A 23014-nucleotide genomic window follows, 5' to 3' on the forward strand; every position below is an offset into this window, starting at 1 on the left:
CTAAGCAACACTTTCCCATTAACAGCGTAATATTGTAAATATATTCTATTATTAAAATTAATGTAATCAAAAGCACCTCTGCATTTTATTGCGGAAGTGCTCTTAAAAATGTTATTTTATTATTTAGCCTTTAATACTTGGGCCATCTTCAAAGTTCATTATGCTGTGACTCTTACCATAAGCAAAGTATACAACGAATCCTATAGCTATCCAAATTACAAATACACCTTTAGTGAAATTAGGTAGGCAATATATTAAATATAAACAGAATATTATCGCTATAACCGGAGTAACAGGAACTCCTGGACATTTAAATGGTCTTTCAAAGTCCGGCATTTTCTTTCTAAGAACTATAACAGATGCTGAAACTACGCAGAATGCTGCAAGTGTTCCTATATTTGTCATCTCTGCTAGTCTTCCAATTTGAACAAAACCTGAAAGTCCCATTGTCATAACACCAACAAGTATAGTACTTTTTATAGGTGTTCCAAACTTTGGATGAACTTCTGCAAATACAGTTGGTAATAATCCGTCTCTTGATAGTGAGAATAATAGACGAGTTGAACCATATGTCATAACAAGCAATACTGAGGATATACCACAAACTGCTCCAACTGATACTAATGCTGATCCCCAATTTATTCCTACTTGTGCTAATGCAAAAGCAACCGGAGCTGCATTATTATGATAGTTTTGATAAGGAACCATACCAGTTAATATAGCTGAAACTATTATATATAAAACTGTACATACTAAAAGTGAACCAACTATACCTATAGGCAAGTCTCTTTGTGGATTTTTAACTTCTTCTGCTGCAGTTGAAACTGCATCGAATCCGATATATGCAAAGAATATGATTGCTGCTCCCTTAAATACACCGTTAACCCCGTATGGGAAGAATGGATTCCAGTTAGCTACTTGAACATGTCCTACACCAAGAGCTATAAATACAATAACTACTGCTAATTTAATTATAACTAGTATGTTATTAAGTTTAGCACTTTCACTAACCCCTTTAACCAATAGACATGAAATAACTAGTAGTACTAATACTGCTGGAAGATTTACTATACCACCATTTTGTCCTGGAGGATTTGTAAGTGCTGCAGGTATATGAATTCCTGCTGCTGATAGAAGATTTACTATATATCCTGACCAACCAACTGCAACTGCTGCAACTGCTACTACATACTCTAGTACTAAGTCCCAGCCAATAATCCAGGCCCATATTTCCCCTAGTCCAACATACCCGAATGTATAAGCACTACCGGCTACTGGAATCATAGCTGCAAGTTCAGCATAACATAAAGCAGCAAAGGAACAAGCAATACCTGAAAATATGAATGATAAAATAAGTGCTGGTCCTGCATAATCTGCTGCAGCAACCCCTGTAAGTACGAATATACCTGTACCAATGATTGCGCCGATTCCAAGCATTGTAAGTTCAAATGCTCCAAGAACCTTTTTTAGCCCTTTCTTGCCTGATGTTTGTGCCAGCAAAGACTGGATGTTCTTCGTTCTGAAGATCGATTTGTTGTTACTTGCCATATTTTACACTCCTTTCAAAATAAAAAAACTAGTTAAAGAACTTATTGAATTTTTTAACTATTTTAATTATAGCACACAATTTGGACAAACTTCTTATTTTTTTAATATTCAAAATATTCTCATTATTTTTCCGATCAACTATGCCAAAATATAGTAACTTCAATGGATTGTAACGATTTCAACGCTTACAAAGACTTGCATTTACAAGAAAAAAGTTTTATTTTTTGTTTTTTGATGTTTTATATGCATATTTTTTGATAACAAATCATATATTACATTCTTATTTTAAAATCATCTTTATTTTCTAAAAATTCTAATTAGAAGGATTGGTATTTAATTTGATTTTATTCCTCTATAAATAGAAAAGTAAGAGCATGAGTTTCATACTCTTACTTTTCTATTTATAAATATGCAAAGTTAATTTCCCCTTAATATTGCACCATAACTAAAACTTTTTCATAGTAAAAAGGGAATTTCGAAATTAAGTATTCACGGTAATTACAAAATTACATACTTTTAAAATGGAGAACCAATAATCTTCCCATCATTCCTTGATATAACTCCAAAGCTACATACTTGAACAATATCACCTTCGTATTTTGTTTCTTTACTAGTCTCTATATCAGTTACTACACCTTTTAAAGGATTATTAATGTACATCTTACCTTCTTCAGTTACATATATATCGCTTTTATTAACTTTTTCATTTAAGGTTAATATTTTCCACTCATTTCTAGATTTTTTCAAGCTTGCTACAAATATCTTTTTAATTTTATTATTTTCTCCGTTTCCTATATATATATTATCCTCATTATCGGATGCTAAAAGATAATGTGTTGCATTTTCCCCTGTAGCTACTGGGTCCTTCAATCCAGCTACTCTTATTCTATTATAAGTTTTATCTTCATATATTAATCTATCTTCTTTATTTATTGCAGTAATTTCACCCAATTTGCCATTATAATATTTTGTTTCTTCCACTTGTGCCATTACATTAATACGATACAACTTGCTCCTTACTCCTTCTTTTCCAACCTTTACATAAGTTACATTCGTAGCTGTGGAAAGAGCAATATCCATTACTTCATACTTATCATCAGCTAAAGTTATTTTTAGTTCTTTGTTTTTTTCATTACTTAATACATTTTTCTCATCTTTTTTTGAATTATATGATTGAAATTTTAAATAACTTGAACCATTATTATCCTTGTATTTTTCTGCAATAAGCATTATATCTCTATCAGGTAGCCACTTATATGATGAAAGCTTTGCATTTGCATCAAACTCTATTTCTTTCTTCTTATTATTGGAAGTATCTACAACTTTGATTACTCCTTCTTCATAATAAGAAATATAATTACCATCATATGAAACTCCAATATTTTTTGCATCACTTGGAACTTTAACATTAATTTTATTTGGCTCTTTTTTAGCTGCTACATCTATCTTTTTGGTATTAAAACTAGTTTCATCATTTAGATAAAATTGGTCTACATAAAGTAAGCCTATTATTTCCAAAGTTATAGGTATTAGAGTCCATATAAGTATCTTTTTTAGTTTTCTCATTATCACACCTCCTCTAAGGTTTTACATATAAAGCTGTTGCTACAGTTCTTTCTCCATTCCAGTCACAAGGGTTATTTATAATTTCTCCATTAAAATACATCGTAGAAGATGAACCTCCGTCAAGATTACTTGCATTTACAGCTCCTTGTTGAAGAAGTATGTTCTGAACTTCTTTTAATGTAGCACCTGGTTTCAAACCCGTTCTTCCGTCAATAACTAGCATTATAATAGTCCCATCTTGTTTTTGTCCTATAGCCGTTCTTGGATTTAAACCTTCGTCCTCAACCGAAACAGTTTTACCATTTATTATTAAGGTATTCCGAAAAGATACAGACTCTACTACACCTTCCTTTTTCAAATCATTAAGTGTTTTATCTCCAACAATTAATTTACCATCTTGAGTAAATGCTGTGACGTTTACCTTTTCATTTGATTTAACATCACTATAAACAACTTTACCATCAGATATTACAATACCTTCTGGATAAGCACCAGTTCCAGCCCATAGCTTTCCATTTGAAGACCTATCTGTAAAGCCTCCTCCGTTTATGGCGGCTACAGCTCTATTCTCTTTAGCTATTTCACTAGTCCTCTGACCAACTTCTCCTATTTTTTTAGTATATCCTATCTTTACCCTTGTAGGGTCCTTAATCTCTAAAATATAACCATCAAACTTTTTAGTATTCAAATCATATCTATCGATTCCTTTATCTGCTACATGCGCTATCTGAACTTTACCTAAGTTTTCAGCTTCGCTACTAGTTGTTTCACCATTTTTAGAACTTTTTAGAATTTTACTTATTTCATCATCAGATAAAAAAGTAGTAGCTATATATTGGTGAGTAAATGTTGCCATAGCAGTACCTACCAATGTCCTTTTTACATTTTCAAAGGGACCGTAAAATACAATTAAAGGACCTGCAATAGCTGCTACTATAAATTCATAAATTATAAATATTATTATTTTTCTAAACAAAGACTTCTTTTTTCTTTTAACTAAATTCTTTTCCTTATTCTTTTCCACTTCCTTCATAATTACCTCCACGTTAAATTAGGCATTTTACATAAACAGAATTCTTGGCATCAGATGGAGTTTTAACTCCACCTGATGCTTAGAAGTCGTTATCCAGGGACATATCCGCTCTTTACTCCCCCTTGGAGAAAAGTAGAGAACCAAAATCTTCGATTTTGTGTGAATCACTTTCACATCGTGCAAGCAGAGAACCCAAATCTCCGATTTGGTGTGAATCGCTTTCACACCGTGCGGAGGAGTATTAGAGCGGGTAGTCATCGGATAAAGTAATAGAACTTTACATAACACATTTTACTATTATCTTAACATTTTTTCTAGAAATATTAGTAAAATACTCAACAAAAAGACAAGATACATAGTTAAACTATCATACCTTGTCCTCTTATCCAATATTTAAACCGAAAATAATAGTACATTTCTTCCATCAATTTGGTATTAACAATAATAATTATTAATCTATAACACATCCATTTTTCGTCCTAATTTCTCCCCTTATTCTATGGAATATTTAAATTTCAAATTAATCAATAAGTCCTATGTCACTCCTGTAGTACATTCCCTTAAAATCTATATACTTTAAATTATCATATGCTATTCTTCTAGACTCTTCTATAGTACTTCCATTCCCTTGACTACACAAAACTCGCCCTCCACTAGTTCTTAAAATACCATCTTCATATTTTACACCTGCAGCGAAAATTCTACTTACATCGTTTAAGCCTTTAATTTCATATCCTGTTTCGTACTTATTCGGATACCCTTCAGAGGCTACCACGACACAACATGAATATTCATTACTCCACTCCATTTGATATTCAGAAAGCCTTTTATCTATGGCTGACAATACAAGTTCTACAAAATCGCTTTTCATCAATGGTAAAACTGCCTGCGTTTCAGGATCTCCCATTCTAACATTGTACTCTAAAAGGTAAACTCCTTTTTTGGTAATCATAACTCCAAAGAATATTATTCCTATATAATCTAATTCTTCAGTCTTTATACCATTCAATGTAGGTTCCATTATTCTATTCTTAAATTCTTGCAAAACTTCTTCAGTAAAATAAGGATTTGGACATATAACACCCATTCCTCCTGTATTTGGCCCTTTACCCCCGTCGTAGATTTGTTTATGGTCCTTTGCAGATATGAACGGAATTATATTTTCCCCATCTGTTATTGAAAGAATAGATGCTTCTACTCCCTCTAAAAACTCCTCAACTACCACTCTCTTTCCCGCACCCTTGAAAACATCTGCTACCATAAAATCTAGTATAGTTTTTTCTGCCTGTTCATAGTCCTCACATATAACAACACCTTTTCCTGCAGCTAATCCATCAGCTTTAACTACTATCGGATATTCACAATTTTTAAGATATATTAATGCGCTATTCTTATCTTCAAACACTTCATAAGTTGCTGTTTTAATACCATACTTTTTCATGAACTCTTTTGAATAAGCCTTGCTACCTTCAAGCATAGCAGCACTATCAGATGGCCCAAAAATCTTAAGACCTCTACTTCTAAACTTACCTACTATTCCATTTATTAAAGGTTCTTCAGGTCCAACTATGGTTAAATTCACACTCTTTTTTACAGCAAAATCAGCAAGCTTATCAATATCTGTTACATCTATATTTTCACACTTATCTTCAAGAGCAGTACCACCATTTCCAGGAGCACAGTATATTTTATCAACTAACGGACTTTGAGCAACCTTGCGCGCAATTGCATGCTCACGACCTCCGCCACCAACAATTAATATATTCACAGCTTTAACCTCCTAAACTTTGTATGTTTTTTAACTAATATCCTTTAGTGTTTAAAGTGTCTCATTCCTGTGAACACCATGGATATTCCATTTTTATTACATTCCTCTATAGACTGCCCATCTCTTATAGATCCACCTGGCTGAATTATAGCCTTAATTCCATACTTTGCTGCTTCCTGCACTACATCTTCAAACGGGAAGAAAGCATCAGAGGCAAGAACTACGCCTTCACCTGCTCTTTGAAGAGCTTCTGAGGCTGCCCATATTCTGTTAACCTGTCCACCGCCGATTCCTTTTGCCATTCCATCCTTAACTACAACAATTGCATTTGATTTTACATATTTACATACTTTCATTCCAAATAACAAATCCTGTAGCTCTTTTTCTGATGGTTTTATGTCAGTCACAACTTTTATTTCATCTACTAATTTATCATCAGCTGACTGAACTAGTATGCCACCATCTACCTTTGCTATCTCCATTTTACTTTCTGGACTAACACCACATCTTATTACTCTTAAATTTTTCTTTCCTTTTAGAACCTCTAATGCATCCTCATCAAAATCTGGTGCAATAACGATTTCTAAGAATATCTTCACTAATTCTTCTGCTGTCTTTTTATTTACTTTTCTATTCAAGGCTACGATACCACCGAAAATTGAAGTAGTATCACATTCATATGCTTTCATATATGCACTATATACATCATCACTAATAGCAACCCCACAAGGAGTATTATGTTTTACTGCACAACAGGCAGGATCCTCAAACTCACTAGATACCTTCCAAGCTACATCCATATCCTTTATATTGTTATAGGAAAGTTCTTTTCCATTTAACTGTTCAAAGTCTTTCATTGCTCCCTTTTCTACAGTAGCAGTATAGTATGCAGCACTTTGATGAGGATTTTCACCATATCTTAAATTTTGATATTTTTTATATGAAACAGTTAAGTATTCAGGATACTCCTCTTCTAATAAAAAATTGCTAATTGCTGCATCATAAGCTGAAACGAGGTTAAAAACCTTTCCTGCAAGCTTTTTCCTAGTATTAAAGTTTACATCTCCTTCTACTTCTATCTGTTGCATAATATCACTATAGTCATTAGTATCTGTTAGAACTACAACATCCTTAAAGTTCTTAGCAGCAGCTCTTATCATTGTTGGGCCACCGATATCTATAAATTCCACTTTTTCTTCAAAATTTAAATCCTCATTAACCTTATCAAAGAAAGGATATAAGTTAACCACTATGATATCAATTGGCCTTATCCCTTTTCTTTCTATTGTTTTCATATGTTCATCGTTATCCCTTATAGCTAAAATTCCACCGTGTATAACTGGATGTAAAGTTTTAACTCTTCCATCTAGTATTTCTTCAAAACCTGTTACCTCCGAAACTTCAGTTACAGGAATGTGATTGTTTTGTAAATATTTATACGTTCCACCTGTGGATAAAATCTCTACTTCTTCTTTAACTAAGAATTTAGCTAGGTCTAATATTCCTTCCTTATTAAAAACGCTTATCAACGCACGCTTTAGCATTCTTATTCCCCCTTTTTCCTAATAAGTTCATTATTTTAAAATTCAAACTGTAACATTTTCACCAATTTTCAAACGCTAACTTATTATTACTCTTCTTCCCTGCACCTCAACTCTTCCTTCAGAGATAAGTCTAATCGCTTCAGGAAGTGCTTTATGTTCTTCTTCAAGTACTCTCTTTTGTAAGCTTTCAGCAGTATCATCATGGTAAACTGGTACAGTTTTCTGAATAATAATAGGCCCAGTATCTGTCCCCTTGTCTACAAAATGCACAGTACAACCAGACACCTTTATCCCGGATTCTACTGCCTTTTCATGCACTTTAATTCCATACATACCATCTCCACAAAAGGCTGGTATTAAAGCTGGATGAATATTGATTATTTTATTTTCAAACTTTGAAATTAACTTTCCCTTTAAAATAGAAAGCCAACCAGCACATACTATTAAATCTACTTCACCTTCGAGTATGTCTAAAATCATATCAGAAACCTTGTCTTTATAGATACGTTTATCTACAATATAGGTTTTTATATTATTTTTTCTGCATCTTTCTAGTGCATATACATTTTCTCTGTCACTTATCACAGCTTTAATACTGCATTTTGTTAAATATCCATTGTTAACAGAATCTATTATCGATTGAAGATTTGTACCTCCTCCCGATACCAATACAGCTACATTAAACATATTCTTATCCTCCAAAAGTGATTAAAAATACTATATTTATAGAATTCATAAACAGCTAACTTAATTACTTATCCTTTGGATAACCATCACTAGGAATAAGATAGGTTATCCTATCTTATTCCATTTTCATTATTATATCCTAAAAATTCTACTTTAGAATAACTTCTTTTGTTCCTTTTCCAACATATCCAATGTGATATGCCTTTTCCCCAAGCTCGCTTAACTCATTAATTATATTTGATACATCTTCTTGATTTACACATAATACGAACCCAATTCCCATATTAAAGGTATTAAACATATGGCTTTCTTCCACACCTAGGTTCATCATATGCTTAAATATCATAGGAACTTCAAAGCTATCTTTGTTTATAATAGCTGAATACTCTCCCTTAAACATTCTTGGTATGTTTTCATAAAAGCCACCGCCAGTAATATGTGCCATTCCTCTAATTTCAAACTTTTCTAACATCTTTAATACAGGTTTAACATATATTTTAGTGGGAGTCAATAGTTCATCTCCCATTTTCTTTCCATTAAACTCTTCATCTAAGTTACTTATAAGTTTTCTTATAAGTGAATATCCATTACTATGAGGGCCGCTTGAGGCTATGCCAATCAATGCGTTTCCTTCTTCAATCTTACTTCCATCTATTATACTCTCTTTTTCAACTACTCCTACAGCAAACCCTGCTATATCATACTCTCCATCAGAATAAAAACCAGGCATCTCAGCTGTTTCCCCTCCAATTAAAGCACACCCTGCCTCAACACATCCATCAGAAACACCTTTAACTAAATCAGCCGCAACCTCCGCTTTTAATCTACCACATGCTAGGTAATCTAGAAAAAATATTGGCTTAGCTCCATGACATAGGATATCATTTACACACATAGCTACGCAATCAATACCAACAGTGTCATATTTTTGGGTTTTAAAAGCAATTTGCAATTTTGTCCCTACTCCATCAGTACCAGATACAAGAACAGGGTTTTTATAATTTCCTAATTCAAACATCCCTGCGAAGCTTCCCAAACTATTTAAAACTCCAGGAATAAATGTTTTTCTCACTTGTTCTTTCATAAGTTCTACAGACTTATATCCTTCTTCTATATTAACTCCAGAATCTTTATATGTTACCATGCAATCACCCCATATTCTAAAAATTAATTTAACTCTTACTCCAAATGTTCCTTTGGTAATTCCATCGGTGCTGAAACTGGGTAAATCCCATTAAAACATCCAAGACAAAAACCTCTATCTTCTCCTAAAGACTCTAGAAGACCGTCCATACTTATATAACCAAGACTATCAGCACCTATTTTTTCTCTTATATCTTCTACCGAATTACTACTTCCTATTAGCTCACTTCTATAAGGTGTATCTATTCCAAAGTAGCATGGATACTTTACCATCGGAGATGAAACTCTAAAATGTACTTCACTGGCTCCAGCTCTTCTTAATATCTCTACAAGCCTTCTACTTGTAGTCCCTCTAACTATAGAATCATCAATAATGACAACTCTCTTACCATTTACATTTACCTTTAATGGATTGAGCTTAACAGCCACAGCTCTTTCTCTCATTTCTTGTGATGGAGTTATAAAAGTTCTTCCAACATACTTATTTTTTATAAACCCTATACCATAAGGAATTCCTGATGATTCTGCATACCCTACAGCCGCTGCTATTCCTGAGTCTGGAACTCCTATAACTATATCTGCCTCCACCGGACTTTCTTCATATAATTTCCTGCCTGCTCTTACTCTTGAATCATATACATTTATACCATCTATACAGCTATCTGGTCTAGCAAAATATATATATTCAAAAGCACAAGTTTCACACTTAGTCTTCTCCGATAGCTTTAATGACCTAATCCCATCTTTGTCTATTACAACAATTTCTCCTGGTTCTACATCACGTATAAAATCAGCACCGATAGAATCTAAGGCACAGCTTTCAGAGGATAGTATGTAACTCTCATTCATTTTTCCAATACATAAAGGTCTTATCCCATTAGGATCTCTTACACCAATAAGCTTATCTTGAGTAAGAAGTACAATTGCAAAGGACCCTTTTATTGCTTGCACAGTATCTACAACTGCTTTTTCTATCCCTTTTTTGGCTCCTCTGGCAATAAGATTTAAGATAACCTCAGAATCTATTGATGTCTGAAATACACATCCACATTCCTCCAAAAGTTCTCTAACTACATCTGCATTTACTAGATTTCCATTATGAGCAATGGCAATAGAACCTAGCTTATATTGTCCAACTATTGGTTGAGCATTATTTACATTACTAGAACCTGTTGTTGAATATCTAACATGACCTATAGCTGAGATTCCCCTTAGCTCTTTTAATGTATTTTCATCAAACACATCACATACTAACCCCATATCCTTATAAGTTTTTAATTCTTGTCCATCCGATACAGTTATACCAGAGCTTTCTTCTCCTCTATGTTGAAGAGCATAGAGGCCGTAATAAGTTAGAGATGCTACATCTAGATTTTCTGTTCCAAAGATTCCAAATACGCCACACTCATCTTTAAATTTATCTTCCTCAAAATCACATATAACATTGTTATTTAAATCATCCATTTTTAAATCCTCCATGTTTATAATTTGGAGTAGTAATTAACTTATTCTCCTTAAAATCTCCTCGTATGCTTCTTTAACATTTCCAAGATCTCTTCTAAATCTATCTTTGTCAAGTTTTTCGTTTGTTTTTGCATCCCAAAATCTACAAGTATCTGGTGATATCTCATCTGCTAAAAGTACCTCTCCATTAAACCTTCCTACTTCAATCTTAAAATCTATTAATTTTATTCCTTCCTCTAAGAAGAATTCTTTTAATATACTGTTAACTTTTGCTGCTATTTCATATATACATTTTAATTCATCAAAATTAGTAAGTCCCATTGCTACTGCATGATAATCATTTATAAGCGGATCTCCTAGATCATCATTTTTGTAACTTAATTCAAAAACTGTAGTTTTAAGCTCTGTTCCTTCTACAATTCCATATCTTTTGGCCATACTTCCAGCAGCTACATTTCTTACGATAACTTCTAAAGGAATTATCTCTACTTTTTTACAAAGTTGTTCTCTATCACTTAACTTTTTCTCAAAATGCGTTTTTACACCTTTTGCTTCTAATAAGCCAAATAGAGCTGATGTAATTGCATTATTCATAACACCTTTATCTTCTATTTGACCTTTCTTTTCCCCATTAAAGGCTGTAGCATCATCTTTATAATAAACAATCACTCTATCCTTATCATCTGTAGAATAAATTTTCTTTGCCTTTCCTTCATACAACATTTCTCTTGTTTCCATGTTATAACTCAACCCCTTCTTCATTTTCATCTATAAATTTTTCTTTCATTGTCACTCTAAACTCTTTAAGCTTTTCTTTAATTTCTGGATATTTTAAAGATAATATTTGAACAGCTAACATCCCTGCATTGTAGCTGTTATTTATTCCTACAGTAGCTACTGGGATAGACTTTGGCATCTGAACTATTGATAGAAGTGAATCTATTCCAGAAACAGCAGCATTAATAGGAACTCCTATAACTGGAAGAATTGTATGAGATGCTATAACACCTGGTAAGTGTGCTGCAAGACCTGCTCCTGCAATAATACATTCCATACCTTCATTTTCCATAACTTTAATAGTTGCTAGAAGTTTTTCCGGAACTCTGTGTGCAGAAAGTATGTATGCTTTATAATCTATATCAAATTCCTTTAATGCATCAGCGGCACCCTTCATTTTTTCTATGTCTGATTTACTGCCAAATATAATAGCAACCTTCACTGAAACTCCCCCTTTTTTATTACTAAAATAAAAATTTCGCTACAGAACTCCATGGGGAATCCTGTAGCGAAATTTTCATAACATATAGTATATTAATAAGTCACCATTAATATATTATATTTAATATTCTGCTAACATCGATTCACCCATAGACAGAAAATTTACGGCTTTCTCGTAGAGACTCCTGATCCTTATTATCAGGATTATATGGATGGCTAAAATATTTAATTTATACATTTATGTTAACATATATCCTCTTATAATTCAATACATTATTTATTAAATATGTTTTATTGTTCGTATTATATAATAACTATTAAGTGTATATGATAATTATAGTTCGTAATTATTAAATTTTGCAGATTTTAGTTTCCAGTAGTTGTGTGTCTAAAAACAAAGATAATGTTATAATTGACAGATAGAAATAAATTTTACATAATGATTAATATTTAAATAATAAGTCAGAAAGGTATTTAATATAATGGGTATTTTAATTTTTTTAGCAATTGTTATCTTCGCAATATTTACTTCTCGAAATAATCTAAAGAAAAGAACAGAAGATTTAGGAAATAATCTTCAAAGATTTAATGTAGAAATAAAACATAGCTTTATCAACATGACTGACGATAAGCAGCAAGAATTTTTTAATTTACTAACTTCAAAATATAAAAACAACTTAAAAAATATACTAAACGATAACTTTAAATATTCTAATAATCATTGGGCTATACAACAACAAATACTTGAGCAACAAGAGCTTTTTTTAGAATTAAGTAAATTTAAAGGAATTAGATAAATCTGTTAGTGTTATAACAATTTTTAATCGATGATTACAATTCTATATTACAGCTCAATTAGCAGCCCAATCTATTTATAAAAAAGTGGAGTTATAATTTATAGTTAGGAAGTGATAATATGAAATTGGTTTGTATTGGTGATAGCTTAACCACTGGATATGGTGTTTTCAGAAACGAGTGTTGGGTTGATCTTATTAAGAATAAGTTATGTATTGAGATTATAAACAAAGGGGTTAATGGTGATACTACTGCTGGCATGCTTTCAAGATCATACATAGACATTGTCCAAAATAATCCTACTCATGTCATTGCTATGGCTGGTTGTAATGACTTTATAAGTGGACGTTCCTTAAATATGGTAACAGCAAATCTAAAAGAACTGATAGATGAATCTTTAGAATACAATATAATTCCTATAGTCGGCATAGAACCTCCTATTCATAAAGAATTAGCAGAAAGAAAATGGAGCCAAAGTGTAGATTACGATAAAATAAATAATATACAAGTTCAATACAGACAATGGATTCTTGAATTTACTAGGAATAATAATATAAATAACATAGATTTTTATCGATGCTTTGAACAAGTTTTAAAAACAAAAAACCCAAGAGAATTATATATTGATGGTCTACATCCCACAGCTCTAGGCCATATACAAATGGCTGATTGTGTAATTAATTTTCTTCAGACTATAAAATTAACTTCTTGATAAATCTAGAGGAGCATCTGGCAATGCATATATATACATTGCCAGATGCTCCTTTTCCATAATACACTTAAAACTGCAGCTTTATTATCCAAAAACACTATATTAAACTACTCTTCTTAGATAATATAATTCTATATCAAAACTTTTTTGTATACTGTATCCGTTTGGAGACATTCTTTTTTAGTTTTATATAGCTATGTTTTTTATCATAATATATTATTATATGCGTATTTAAACACGAAATAAGTTATACTTATTGAATCTCATTTAATTATGTGATATACTATTAGTATATTAGCAAACGTTTTCAAAGGCTATTTGAATAATATACTTCACTAACGTTTAATTTGTATAAATTTAAGGGGGAAACCACATGAATACTAAATGTTGTTTTGTAGGGACTGTATCTGATTTAAAAAGCCAAACTGGGGAATTAATGCCTAAATCAGAAATGTTATCTAAAGATTTAACAAATGATTACAGATTAAAAGAATTTGATGAAAGCTTAATTCCAGGAGCGATAGACTATACAAATTATTGGAATAGCTTTATAGATTAATAAAAATAACAACCTCTTTTGTAATTAATCATTACCAAAGAGGTTGTTACTATTTTAGCTTTATTATAATACCTTTTTTAACTGATCCGAATTATACTCTTTTATCATTTTATTATTTGATTGATCCTTAACTATAAGGTTTACCTTTCCATTATTAATTTTAAATACATTGCCCTTAATTTTAGTACCGATAACATTTACAGGAGCTTTAATTTGAAGTTGCTTTATGTCCTCGCACTTGCAGTAGTCACATATCCCTTCACTTGCTATTACTCTTTTGCATCCACAGCAATAATAAAGTCTTTCCATTACATTACCTCCCCAAATTGTTTTTTCTGGTAACCCTAATTCAACATATGTTAATCACTTGTCTTTGCTAAAACTACTAATCTAAAATATAAGTTTTCGTTGAAAAATAAACTCAAGTTTAATTGTATTAGACCCCTACTTAATTCTTAGTTAACCGAATTTAGAATAAATAGTCATCAGACAAATTAACACCTGTTAACACTTACATATATTATATATTCTGCTACCATGAAAACCTTTCCTAATTTATTAAAAATATTTCAAATAAATTTTGGTGAGATAATACTTTGCTAACGCTGGTATTTCTCTTGCATATCCTATAAACTCATGACGTTTATAAGGTTCTACAAAAACCCCAGAGTAACTCCCTTCTATTCCTTGTTGCTTTGCCATTAAAGATGCTCTCTTCAAATGATATTTATTAGAGACAATTATAGCTGTCTTTAATCCTTTCTCCTTCATTATAACTTGAGAATTTATTAAATTAGCCATAGTTGAAGCTGATTTATCTTCCATAAGTATTTTAGAAGTCTCTACTCCCTTTGAAGATAAGTACCTCTTCATAGCCTCTGCTTCTGTTATATTTTCTCCTGGTCCCTGTCCTCCTGACACTATAATATACTTTCCATAACCTTCATTATACAGCTTTAGTGCATGTTCTGTTCTCCATACTAAAAAAGGACTAGGTGTTGAACCATAAACCTGACATCCCAGCACTATTATACAATCAGATTTTTCAGGCTTTGCTGATTCCCCAAAATAAATTATCTGAAAAAAAGTAATTATTAAATATATAAAAATTATCAAGGTTATACCAAAGATAACTTTCATGATTCTTACCATAGCTCCCTCCTTACATTGCTTTCGATTAAACTTTACTATACAATATTAATTCATTTTATGCTATTATGCAATATTTGTAAACCCTGGTTACATATTGTTAACTTATTACAAATTAAAAGGTGGTTACTCAACAATATGTAACCACCTTAAAGGATGTTATAACGTTAAAATAGAATATTATGTATTAGCATTACTAAATATCTAGTAATGCATTTGAAATTTCCTCAAATCTTTCATTGGTTATACCAAGTTTTTTCTTAAATCTTTGATCTTCCATTCTTGCAATAATTATCTTATCAGGAGATATTTCCTTAATAATATTTTTCAACTTCTGAATCGATTCTTCATCATCGTTATACCCCTTAACTATAGTAATTTCAAATATAAATTTCCCTTTGTATTGTTTATTAAAGGAAACCATGTTTGAAATGTATTCTTCTATTGTATAACCATCAACTGGTCTTTGGATTCTTTGGAAATCTTCTTCCGTTATTGTTTTTATCTCTCCAATAACTTCATCACATCTATTGGCTATTTCTATATATTCATCTCTACCTAGTAAATATCCATTAGAAAGCAGTCTTACGGGTAACCTTTTGTCTTTAATAAGGTCAATAATATCCCCAATTTTATCGTTAACAAATGCTTCTCCTTTTGAGTTAATAAATATTAATTCTGCTTTAGTATCTTCTATCATGCTTTCCAGTTCTTTTAATGAACTATCCATTTCATCGAATGACTTTTGGGTATCTACCTTATTTTGCGACCTTCCAATAGGACAAAATATACAGTCAAAGTTACAATGCTTTTCAGGAAGTATGTTTACCTCCAGTACTCTTTTTCCCTCTTCAATATAAATATCTTTATAACTGAAACCACCCATCGCCTTATCCTCCTAAAATTATTCTATTGTTATTTCTTTATTGTTAATATCAAGAATTGAAATCTTACATGTTCCGCCTAAATTATCCTGTACTGTTTTTGCTAAATCTTTTAAAGCATTCTCAAACTCTTCTATTCTTTTTTCATCAACTAATTCAATGCACAAAAAAGCATTCTTTGTATTTTCAGTGAGCATCGTTCTTACTGATTCACGCCAATTCCAGCACCTGCAGATTACTCCCTCATTATCTTTATATATTATCTCACCTTCATATGGTGGTTCACTTTTATCCGTTCCTAATGTAACAAAATTTTCATTTCCAACTGCCTTAGTCAATCTTATATCGCCATCAAATGTATCAATATCCTCACCACCGCATGGCATTGCATATCTTAATGAAATACAGTTATAAATATCAACTAATGGATTAATAGTCCCTAAGTGGTTTCCATTATTCACTCGCTTTAGCAATGCCTCAATAGATGACCTCGCACCCTTCTTTGTTTTAAACTTTCGAAATGCTTCTCTCCATACTTTTATTACTTCGTTACTGCTAAATTCTTCATTCTGCAAATATTTTAAGACTTCCTTTTCTGCCTCTAAAAGCGTTTCTTTATATTTTTCTTCATCTTTTATAGAGTTATCTATGTCATTACAAATAATAACCCCAATCCTTGCATTAGGGAATAAGCTCCAAAAATTATCCTCAATCACGAAATTTTTCATTAAAATACCTCCTTCATATCAAAACGAGATAGCTACATATTTTATCCTTAGCACTTCTCTTTCGGTAATATTATACTTATTTTTTATTATTTCTAAACTATATATGATTATTGGTTTATTGATACTAATTTTAGGCCAATGATTCCAAGAACTATAAATACAATACAAATCATACGCATTACATTAATGGGTTCTTCAAATAAAATAATACCTAGGACTACAGTACCGATAGTCCCTATACCTGTCCAAATTGCATATACATTTCCTAGTGGTAAGCTTTTTAAAGACAATGATAAAAAATAGAAACTTGCAATCATTCCTATAACTGTTAATATGCTAGGTAATATTTTTGTAAATCCTTGTGAATACTTCAGCCCCATTGCCCAGCCTACTTCGAAAAAACCTGCTATAACTAAATAAATCCATTGCATAAACTTTACCTCCCTAAATTAGTAGTTAAGATTAGTATAGTAATACCTCATGGCTTATTTAAAAGAAGATAAAAATAAAAAAAGCCTAAGGAAATATTATAAAAATATCTCCCAGGCTTTTATCCTTCCGTGTACACAGTTACCTGTGCGTCTTCTCTCGGACCAGCCAGTTATAAACTGCGGAACCCTAGAAAACTAAACTATATAAACTTTTTGGTAATTTACAAGTTGCAACTTATAAGTCCAGTCTAGCATAGTAGTAGATTTTAGTCAATTTAATATTTTTTCTTCGCAAAATTTTGCTGGTGTGAAGCATTTATTAGTAATAGAAAGTTCTACATTATAAATTATATCCTATGCTTTATTAGTATAACATTGAGATTAGAATCCTAAAACTATTACCAAATCATCAGGCTTGCCAGGTTATAAATTAGGTAAATATCTATTATTAAGTTTTATCTAAGTAAGAATGTACTCTAAATTTATACTAGAGTCCTTGCGGGCAATTATTTGTTATATTTTACGATATCAGTCTAATCTAGGAAAAAATACTCTTCAAAGACTCCGTCATAAGGCATTAACATGCCTTGTACTAATGGAGAACTTACATCACATAATTTAAAGAGTTAAATTAAAAACTAAAATTTACAACTGTTATAAGATTAGGTTTATGATGTGGAATCAGCTTCGAACGAGAGACTACAGAATCTTATACAGAAGCACTTAAAAGCTCTCAATTATTTTTACAGTTTTCTAAAAGAAAACATTAAAAATAATTGGAGCTTTTAAAGGTGCTTTTGTATTAGATTCTGTTCTCGAAGTAAGGGCTAATGAAACACCGTAAACCTAATCTTATAACATGACGTAACTTACGATTTAGTCGCCCTTTTTTGCTGTTATGCACCTGGTAAAATTGTGAATCTTAATATAAATAACGCTGCTAATATATATACTATTGGATGAACTTCTTTAGCTCTTCCTGTTACTATTTTTACTATTGGATAGAATATTATTCCTGCTGCTATTCCATTTGCTATGCTATAGCTGAATGGCATAATAGCTATTGTAAAGAATGCAGGTAATGCTTCTGTAAAATCATCAAAATTTATTTTTGTAACTGCTCCTATCATAAGAACTCCAACAATTACAAGTGCTGGTGCTGTGGCTTCTGCTGGTACTATTCCAACTAGTCCACCAAAGAACATTGCTAGTATGAATAAAACTCCAGTTGTAAAAGCCGTAAGACCAGTTCTTCCACCTTCAGATATACCTGATGTAGATTCTACATAAGTTACTACAGTACTAGTTCCAAGCATTGAGCCAAATGTAGTTGCCAAAGCATCTGATAAAAGAGCCTTGTTCATATTTTTAACTCTTCCGTCTTTATCAAGCATTTTAGCTTTTTGGGCTGTTCCAACTAACGTGCCAATAGTGTCAAATAAATCTACTAAACTAAATGTTATAACAACCATTACTAAGCTTGTGAAAGCTCCTACCATACTGGCTTTTCCAAGTCCTAAAAGCCCTTTAAAATCAAAAGCGAAGAAAGTTGGGGCAAGTGATGGTGGAGAACTTATAATTTTTATTCCTTCAAGATGAGTGATTCCGAAAGGAATTCCAATAACAGTTGTAATTATTATTCCTAGAAGTATAGAACCCTTAACGCCTCTTGACATCAAAATTCCAGTAACAGTTATACCTATAAGAGTCACTAATGCATGTGGACTTGTAAAGCTTCCAAAACCAACTAAAGTTGCAGGATTTGCTACAATTACGCCACCACTTTTAAGCCCTATAAGAGCTATAAAAAGTCCTATACCACCTGATATTGCTAATTTTAGATTATGTGGAAGTGCATCCACGATTTTTTCTCTAATTGAAGTTAGTGTAATTATTATAAAAAGCACTCCTGATATAAATACTGCTGCTAATGCTTGTTGCCAAGTATACCCTAAAGTTAAACATACGCTGTAAGTAAAGAATGCATTAAGCCCCATTCCTGGTGCTTGCGCAAAAGGTAAATTAGCATAAAGTGCCATTACAAATGTACCAATCGCTGCCGCAATACAAGTGGCACCAAATACTGAAGCCACAACAGGATCATTTATTGCTGATAACCCAGCTTTAACCGCTGCATCACCTACAAGTCCTTGTGAATTCATACCTGCTTGCATTAAAATACTTGGGTTTACAAATATTATGTATGCCATTGTAATAAATGTCGTAATTCCAGCGATTATCTCTGTCTTTACAGTTGTTTTATTTTCTGATAGTTTAAAAAATGAATCTAAAAATGATTTCTTTTTATCTACCGGTTTATCTTTTTCCATATACATATTTGGTTCCTCCTTAAAAATAAAAAATTTCCGCTTCGGATTATGAGTAAACCCGAAGCAGAAACCTAAATACAAAGGAACTACTTTTACGGATTCACCCATAGTCAGAGATTTAAGGTACTCTGGTAGAAACTCTTGAACCATATTTTCAAGATTATACGGATGATTCTTTAATTTTTCAACTTTTTATTCATATTATATTTATATATTAACATCATTTCACTATACAGTCAACATGATTTTATATAAATTTATCACAATGTTCTATCCGTATATACTCTTTATAATCATATCTACCCTCATCGTTCGTACCATTGCGAATATTGATTGTAATCATATATTTCATACAATGGCTATGCTAAAATCCTCTCTATCTCTTCCAAATTCAGTCCATACAATTTAAATATTTCATTATCAAGTTGACTTCTAAGACTATTCAACTTTTCACTATCTTTAGTATGAACTAATTCTTTATTTTTTAGTTCTTCACTCTCTAAAAAAATCTCATTTACTAAATTCTCTATTACATTTTGTTTTTTCTTACTGCAACACTTAATAGGAATCCTATTAAGACTATACTTTTTTAATTGAGGAGTTGAATTAATATTTGTAACTAGAAAATTTAAATAATACCATTTTATTAGTGTTGAGTTTAGTATTCCCAATACATATTTACAAGAAAAATCATTATCTAAATGTATTATTCCATAAAGCGATTGTTCAATTATGTATCCTTCAGTATCTAAAGCAGCAATTATTTTATTTCCAGTTTTTCTTACAACTATTTTTAGAGGATATGCTAATTTAGTTATATCTTTTGTACCTCCCTTTAAATTTTCAGGAGTGAATTCATAATAATAATTATTTAAAATAGTAAATCTTTTTATATTCTCCCCTTTTAATACTTTAACTTGAGAGCTACTTATAACTTCATTTGTTATTTTTTTAGTATCGCCAATAAATCCTGTGAAGGTAGTACTTATATCACCAAGAAACTTACTTTTACTTTCAATTTTATTTTTAATAGTTCCATAATCACTTTTCTCCTCATAGACAAATTCATAATTTGGGTTTTTTAAGTATTCGCTTTGGGAAATTAAATATTTTCTTCTATTAAATACATTTATGTTTATTTTACTGCCTTCCTTATAACTTTTTTCTATTATAAAGATCATTGAATCCGTATTTATATGTGGAAAATCTATCTCAAATGCCAAGCCTAGTATATTGTAATTACTTAGTATCTCTTTCCTCAAAGACTTATACTGAAGGTTTTTAGCAAATCTATCTGGTACAATAAACCCTACTATGCCATTACTTTTCAATGATGTTAAAGCTCTTCCAATAAAATATTCATATAAGTTAGGAAGATATTTATTCCCCTTATATCTATTTATATAGTAACTCATCAGTTTATCTTCAATACTTCTCTTGTATTTTCTATTTAGTGAAACCCAAGGAGGATTACCAACCACATAATCATATTTTTGCTTCCAAAAACTGCATATATTATTTAATATCTTTAATTCACTTCCATTTAACTTTTTTTCTAGTTCAACTCCATCTAAATCTCTATATTTACATGCGAAGCTTTCTTCATCAATTTTCACAATACTATCTAAGCTATAATCTTCTTCCCATTTTATTAAACTGTCACAGCAAACTATATTTGAACTTAGATCTATGCAATAATCTGTCTTAAGTTTAAGATTTAATTTAGTAATTTCTACTGCTTCACTATCAATATCTGCGCCATAGATGCAGTTCTTTAAAACATGATAATTTAAATTCTCTTTTTTCCAATATTCCTTGCCTTTTAGCTTTATTAAATCTCCATCTAATTCAATGTTATATTCTTCCTCTATATATTTGTCTCTTATATAATCAATATTTACTTTAAACTTATTAATTAAGAAATTATAAGCTTTTATTAAAAAGTACCCTGCCCCACAGGAAGGATCTAGAACTTTAACAAAAGGATTTTCTACTATATCTAAATTACTTAAAGAATTTTCTATTATATAATCTATAATAAAATCAGGAGTATAAAAGCTTCCATAAGTCTTACGTTTTGTTCTATCCATGTTGCTCTCATACTCTCTTCCAAGCACTGCTGAAACTTCTTCTATCTCTTCCATAACTATTACCTCTCTAGAAAATTATTTCTAATATTGGGTTTTATTTTAACTAAATCCTTTATTTCATAAATTTCACTTTAGTCTGCACAATTTCAGAATTAGTACCTATTCTTATAGGTGGCCCCCAAGTTCCATATCCTGAAGACACAATGACATTAAAATTATCTTCCTTTAAGTACCCCCAGTCTAGCTGAAACACCCTTTTTGTAATTAGCCCTGCCGGAAAAAATTGTCCTTTATGTGTATGACCAGAAAACTGTAAATCTACTCCTGCTTGTTTTGTGTAATTTAACTTTACTGGTTGATGATCCAATACAAATATAGGCACTGATTTATCATTATCTTTAATTATTTCTGATACATCCTTTCTCTTCTTCTTTATTATTCTCTCTGAGGAGGCATCCTCTCTACCTACTACATAGAAAGAATTACCTACCTTAGTTATCTCGTCTCTTAATAGATTTATATTTGCGGCTTTATAGGCTGCTTCAACCTTATTAACATCACCACCGAAATAATCATGATTTCCAAGTACTCCGTAAACTCCGTACTTTGACTTTATGTTTCTAAATGATTCTCCCATATTCTCATTTATAAAAGGCTCAATATCACTATCTATTATATCTCCTGACAAAAACACTATATCTGGATTAAGTTCATTAATTTCTTTTACCATCTTATTTAGTCTTTCTTTTCCGATCAGACTCCCTAAATGAATGTCTGAAACCATAACTACATTTAATTCCTTTACATTACCTGCTCTCTTATCTATATTTATCTCATAATTGATAACCTTTGCATGACTGGCATTGTAACTGCCATAAGCAAGAAGAATAAGTATTATAAATATTACTACCATATCAAAAAATAAAACGGTATTCATTCCACCTCTATAATATGATTTCAGTTTAAATACCTTAAATACAAGATTAGCTATCCCAAAAAGCATGAACGAAATTAGAAAATAGGTTAGAGATGCAAGCCAATAACCGCCCAATAAATTGAAGGTCTTCTCTAAGAAAGCAGGTACATAATTCTTTGCAACTCTTCCTATAAACATCGATAATACTATTATTGCAAATAGTCCCCAATATAGATATGCACTTATTGATGGCATAAAGTGCCTAAAAACGTTTAATCCTCTTATTCCTACGTATATATTTGCTGCTGCAAAAATTGACAAAAAGAGAATTCCTATTAAATAAATCATATCACATCACCCTTAACACATAGTTTCATTTTTACTACTGAATTACTTAGTTATTATATTTTAGCACATATACTGAAAAAGTATAAAATTTTTTTAAAAAG

At 31.3% G+C, this 23014-nt stretch carries 21 protein-coding genes and 3 riboswitches; of the genes, 3 read left to right on the plus strand and 18 right to left on the minus strand.

Annotated features, from left to right (window positions below):
- Window positions 1–123: 123 nt before the first annotated feature.
- The 10 genes from AC0N0V_RS19270 to purE all read right to left on the minus strand — a co-directional run bounded on the left by AC0N0V_RS19270 (window position 124) and on the right by purE (window position 11972).
- Window positions 124–1548, minus strand: coding sequence for an amino acid permease (locus AC0N0V_RS19270; RefSeq protein ID WP_474460397.1), 1425 nt, complete (start codon window positions 1546–1548; stop codon window positions 124–126).
- Window positions 1549–2064: 516 nt separating this feature from the next.
- Window positions 2065–3114: a hypothetical protein gene (locus AC0N0V_RS19275; protein WP_474460398.1), complete on the minus strand. Its 1050-nt coding sequence runs from the start codon at window positions 3112–3114 to the stop codon at window positions 2065–2067.
- A gap of 13 nt (window positions 3115–3127) precedes the next feature.
- Complete coding sequence (locus AC0N0V_RS19280) at window positions 3128–4147, minus strand: phosphodiester glycosidase family protein (RefSeq protein WP_474460399.1); 1020 nt, start codon at window positions 4145–4147, stop codon at window positions 3128–3130.
- 520 nt (window positions 4148–4667) lie between these two features.
- On the minus strand, window positions 4668–5915 hold the full coding sequence (gene purD / locus AC0N0V_RS19285) for a phosphoribosylamine--glycine ligase (RefSeq protein ID WP_474460400.1): 1248 nt from the start codon (window positions 5913–5915) through the stop codon (window positions 4668–4670).
- Between the two features lie 44 nt (window positions 5916–5959).
- Window positions 5960–7459 carry a bifunctional phosphoribosylaminoimidazolecarboxamide formyltransferase/IMP cyclohydrolase gene (gene purH / locus AC0N0V_RS19290; RefSeq protein WP_474460401.1) on the minus strand — a complete coding sequence of 500 codons (1500 nt, stop codon included), beginning with the start codon at window positions 7457–7459 and terminating at the stop codon, window positions 5960–5962.
- Between the two features lie 75 nt (window positions 7460–7534).
- Window positions 7535–8146, minus strand: a complete 612-nt coding sequence (gene purN, locus AC0N0V_RS19295) for a phosphoribosylglycinamide formyltransferase (protein ID WP_474460402.1) — start codon at window positions 8144–8146, stop codon at window positions 7535–7537.
- A 148-nt stretch (window positions 8147–8294) separates the two neighbouring features.
- Complete coding sequence (gene purM / locus AC0N0V_RS19300) at window positions 8295–9290, minus strand: phosphoribosylformylglycinamidine cyclo-ligase (protein WP_474460404.1); 996 nt, start codon at window positions 9288–9290, stop codon at window positions 8295–8297.
- A 35-nt stretch (window positions 9291–9325) separates the two neighbouring features.
- A complete protein-coding gene (gene purF / locus AC0N0V_RS19305; RefSeq protein ID WP_474460405.1) occupies window positions 9326–10753 on the minus strand; it encodes an amidophosphoribosyltransferase in 1428 nt (475 codons plus the stop codon).
- A gap of 36 nt (window positions 10754–10789) precedes the next feature.
- On the minus strand, window positions 10790–11491 hold the full coding sequence (gene purC / locus AC0N0V_RS19310; protein ID WP_474460406.1) for a phosphoribosylaminoimidazolesuccinocarboxamide synthase: 702 nt from the start codon (window positions 11489–11491) through the stop codon (window positions 10790–10792).
- A 1-nt stretch (window position 11492) separates the two neighbouring features.
- Window positions 11493–11972 carry a 5-(carboxyamino)imidazole ribonucleotide mutase gene (purE, locus tag AC0N0V_RS19315; protein WP_474460407.1) on the minus strand — a complete coding sequence of 160 codons (480 nt, stop codon included), beginning with the start codon at window positions 11970–11972 and terminating at the stop codon, window positions 11493–11495.
- 129 nt (window positions 11973–12101) lie between these two features.
- A riboswitch (purine riboswitch) is annotated at window positions 12102–12203 on the minus strand.
- Window positions 12204–12453: 250 nt separating this feature from the next.
- Here purE and AC0N0V_RS19320 point away from each other — a divergent pair.
- The 3 genes from AC0N0V_RS19320 (at window position 12454) to AC0N0V_RS19330 (ending at window position 14037) form a co-directional block, all read left to right on the plus strand.
- The gene (locus AC0N0V_RS19320) at window positions 12454–12768 is read left to right on the plus strand and encodes a hypothetical protein (protein ID WP_474460408.1); all 315 of its coding nucleotides are present in this window, start codon (window positions 12454–12456) and stop codon (window positions 12766–12768) included.
- A 119-nt stretch (window positions 12769–12887) separates the two neighbouring features.
- Complete coding sequence (locus AC0N0V_RS19325) at window positions 12888–13478, plus strand: GDSL-type esterase/lipase family protein (RefSeq protein WP_474460410.1); 591 nt, start codon at window positions 12888–12890, stop codon at window positions 13476–13478.
- A gap of 373 nt (window positions 13479–13851) precedes the next feature.
- Complete coding sequence (locus AC0N0V_RS19330; protein ID WP_474460411.1) at window positions 13852–14037, plus strand: hydrolase; 186 nt, start codon at window positions 13852–13854, stop codon at window positions 14035–14037.
- 63 nt (window positions 14038–14100) lie between these two features.
- On the opposite strand, the gene AC0N0V_RS19335 is transcribed toward AC0N0V_RS19330, so the two are convergent.
- The 8 genes from AC0N0V_RS19335 to AC0N0V_RS19370 form a co-directional block, all read right to left on the minus strand.
- Window positions 14101–14346 carry a hypothetical protein gene (locus AC0N0V_RS19335; RefSeq protein WP_474460412.1) on the minus strand — a complete coding sequence of 82 codons (246 nt, stop codon included), beginning with the start codon at window positions 14344–14346 and terminating at the stop codon, window positions 14101–14103.
- Window positions 14347–14595: 249 nt separating this feature from the next.
- Entirely contained in the window at window positions 14596–15189 is a 594-nt protein-coding gene (locus AC0N0V_RS19340) for a YdcF family protein (RefSeq protein WP_474460413.1), read from the minus strand.
- A 193-nt stretch (window positions 15190–15382) separates the two neighbouring features.
- Window positions 15383–16072, minus strand: coding sequence for a radical SAM protein (locus AC0N0V_RS19345; RefSeq protein ID WP_474460414.1), 690 nt, complete (start codon window positions 16070–16072; stop codon window positions 15383–15385).
- An 18-nt stretch (window positions 16073–16090) separates the two neighbouring features.
- A complete protein-coding gene (locus AC0N0V_RS19350; RefSeq protein WP_474460415.1) occupies window positions 16091–16798 on the minus strand; it encodes a B3/B4 domain-containing protein in 708 nt (235 codons plus the stop codon).
- 107 nt (window positions 16799–16905) lie between these two features.
- The gene (locus AC0N0V_RS19355) at window positions 16906–17229 is read right to left on the minus strand and encodes a DMT family transporter (protein ID WP_474460417.1); all 324 of its coding nucleotides are present in this window, start codon (window positions 17227–17229) and stop codon (window positions 16906–16908) included.
- A gap of 106 nt (window positions 17230–17335) precedes the next feature.
- Window positions 17336–17431, minus strand: a riboswitch (guanidine-I (ykkC/yxkD leader).
- 694 nt (window positions 17432–18125) lie between these two features.
- Window positions 18126–19565 (minus strand): NCS2 family permease, encoded by a 1440-nt coding sequence (locus AC0N0V_RS19360; protein WP_474460418.1) that lies wholly within the window; start codon window positions 19563–19565, stop codon window positions 18126–18128.
- 81 nt (window positions 19566–19646) lie between these two features.
- A riboswitch (purine riboswitch) is annotated at window positions 19647–19747 on the minus strand.
- A gap of 171 nt (window positions 19748–19918) precedes the next feature.
- On the minus strand, window positions 19919–21703 hold the full coding sequence (locus AC0N0V_RS19365) for a TaqI-like C-terminal specificity domain-containing protein (RefSeq protein ID WP_474460419.1): 1785 nt from the start codon (window positions 21701–21703) through the stop codon (window positions 19919–19921).
- A 58-nt stretch (window positions 21704–21761) separates the two neighbouring features.
- On the minus strand, window positions 21762–22913 hold the full coding sequence (locus AC0N0V_RS19370; RefSeq protein WP_474460420.1) for a metallophosphoesterase: 1152 nt from the start codon (window positions 22911–22913) through the stop codon (window positions 21762–21764).
- Window positions 22914–23014: the final 101 nt, after the last annotated feature.

The organism is Clostridium sp. CS1-1, from assembly GCF_056135525.1.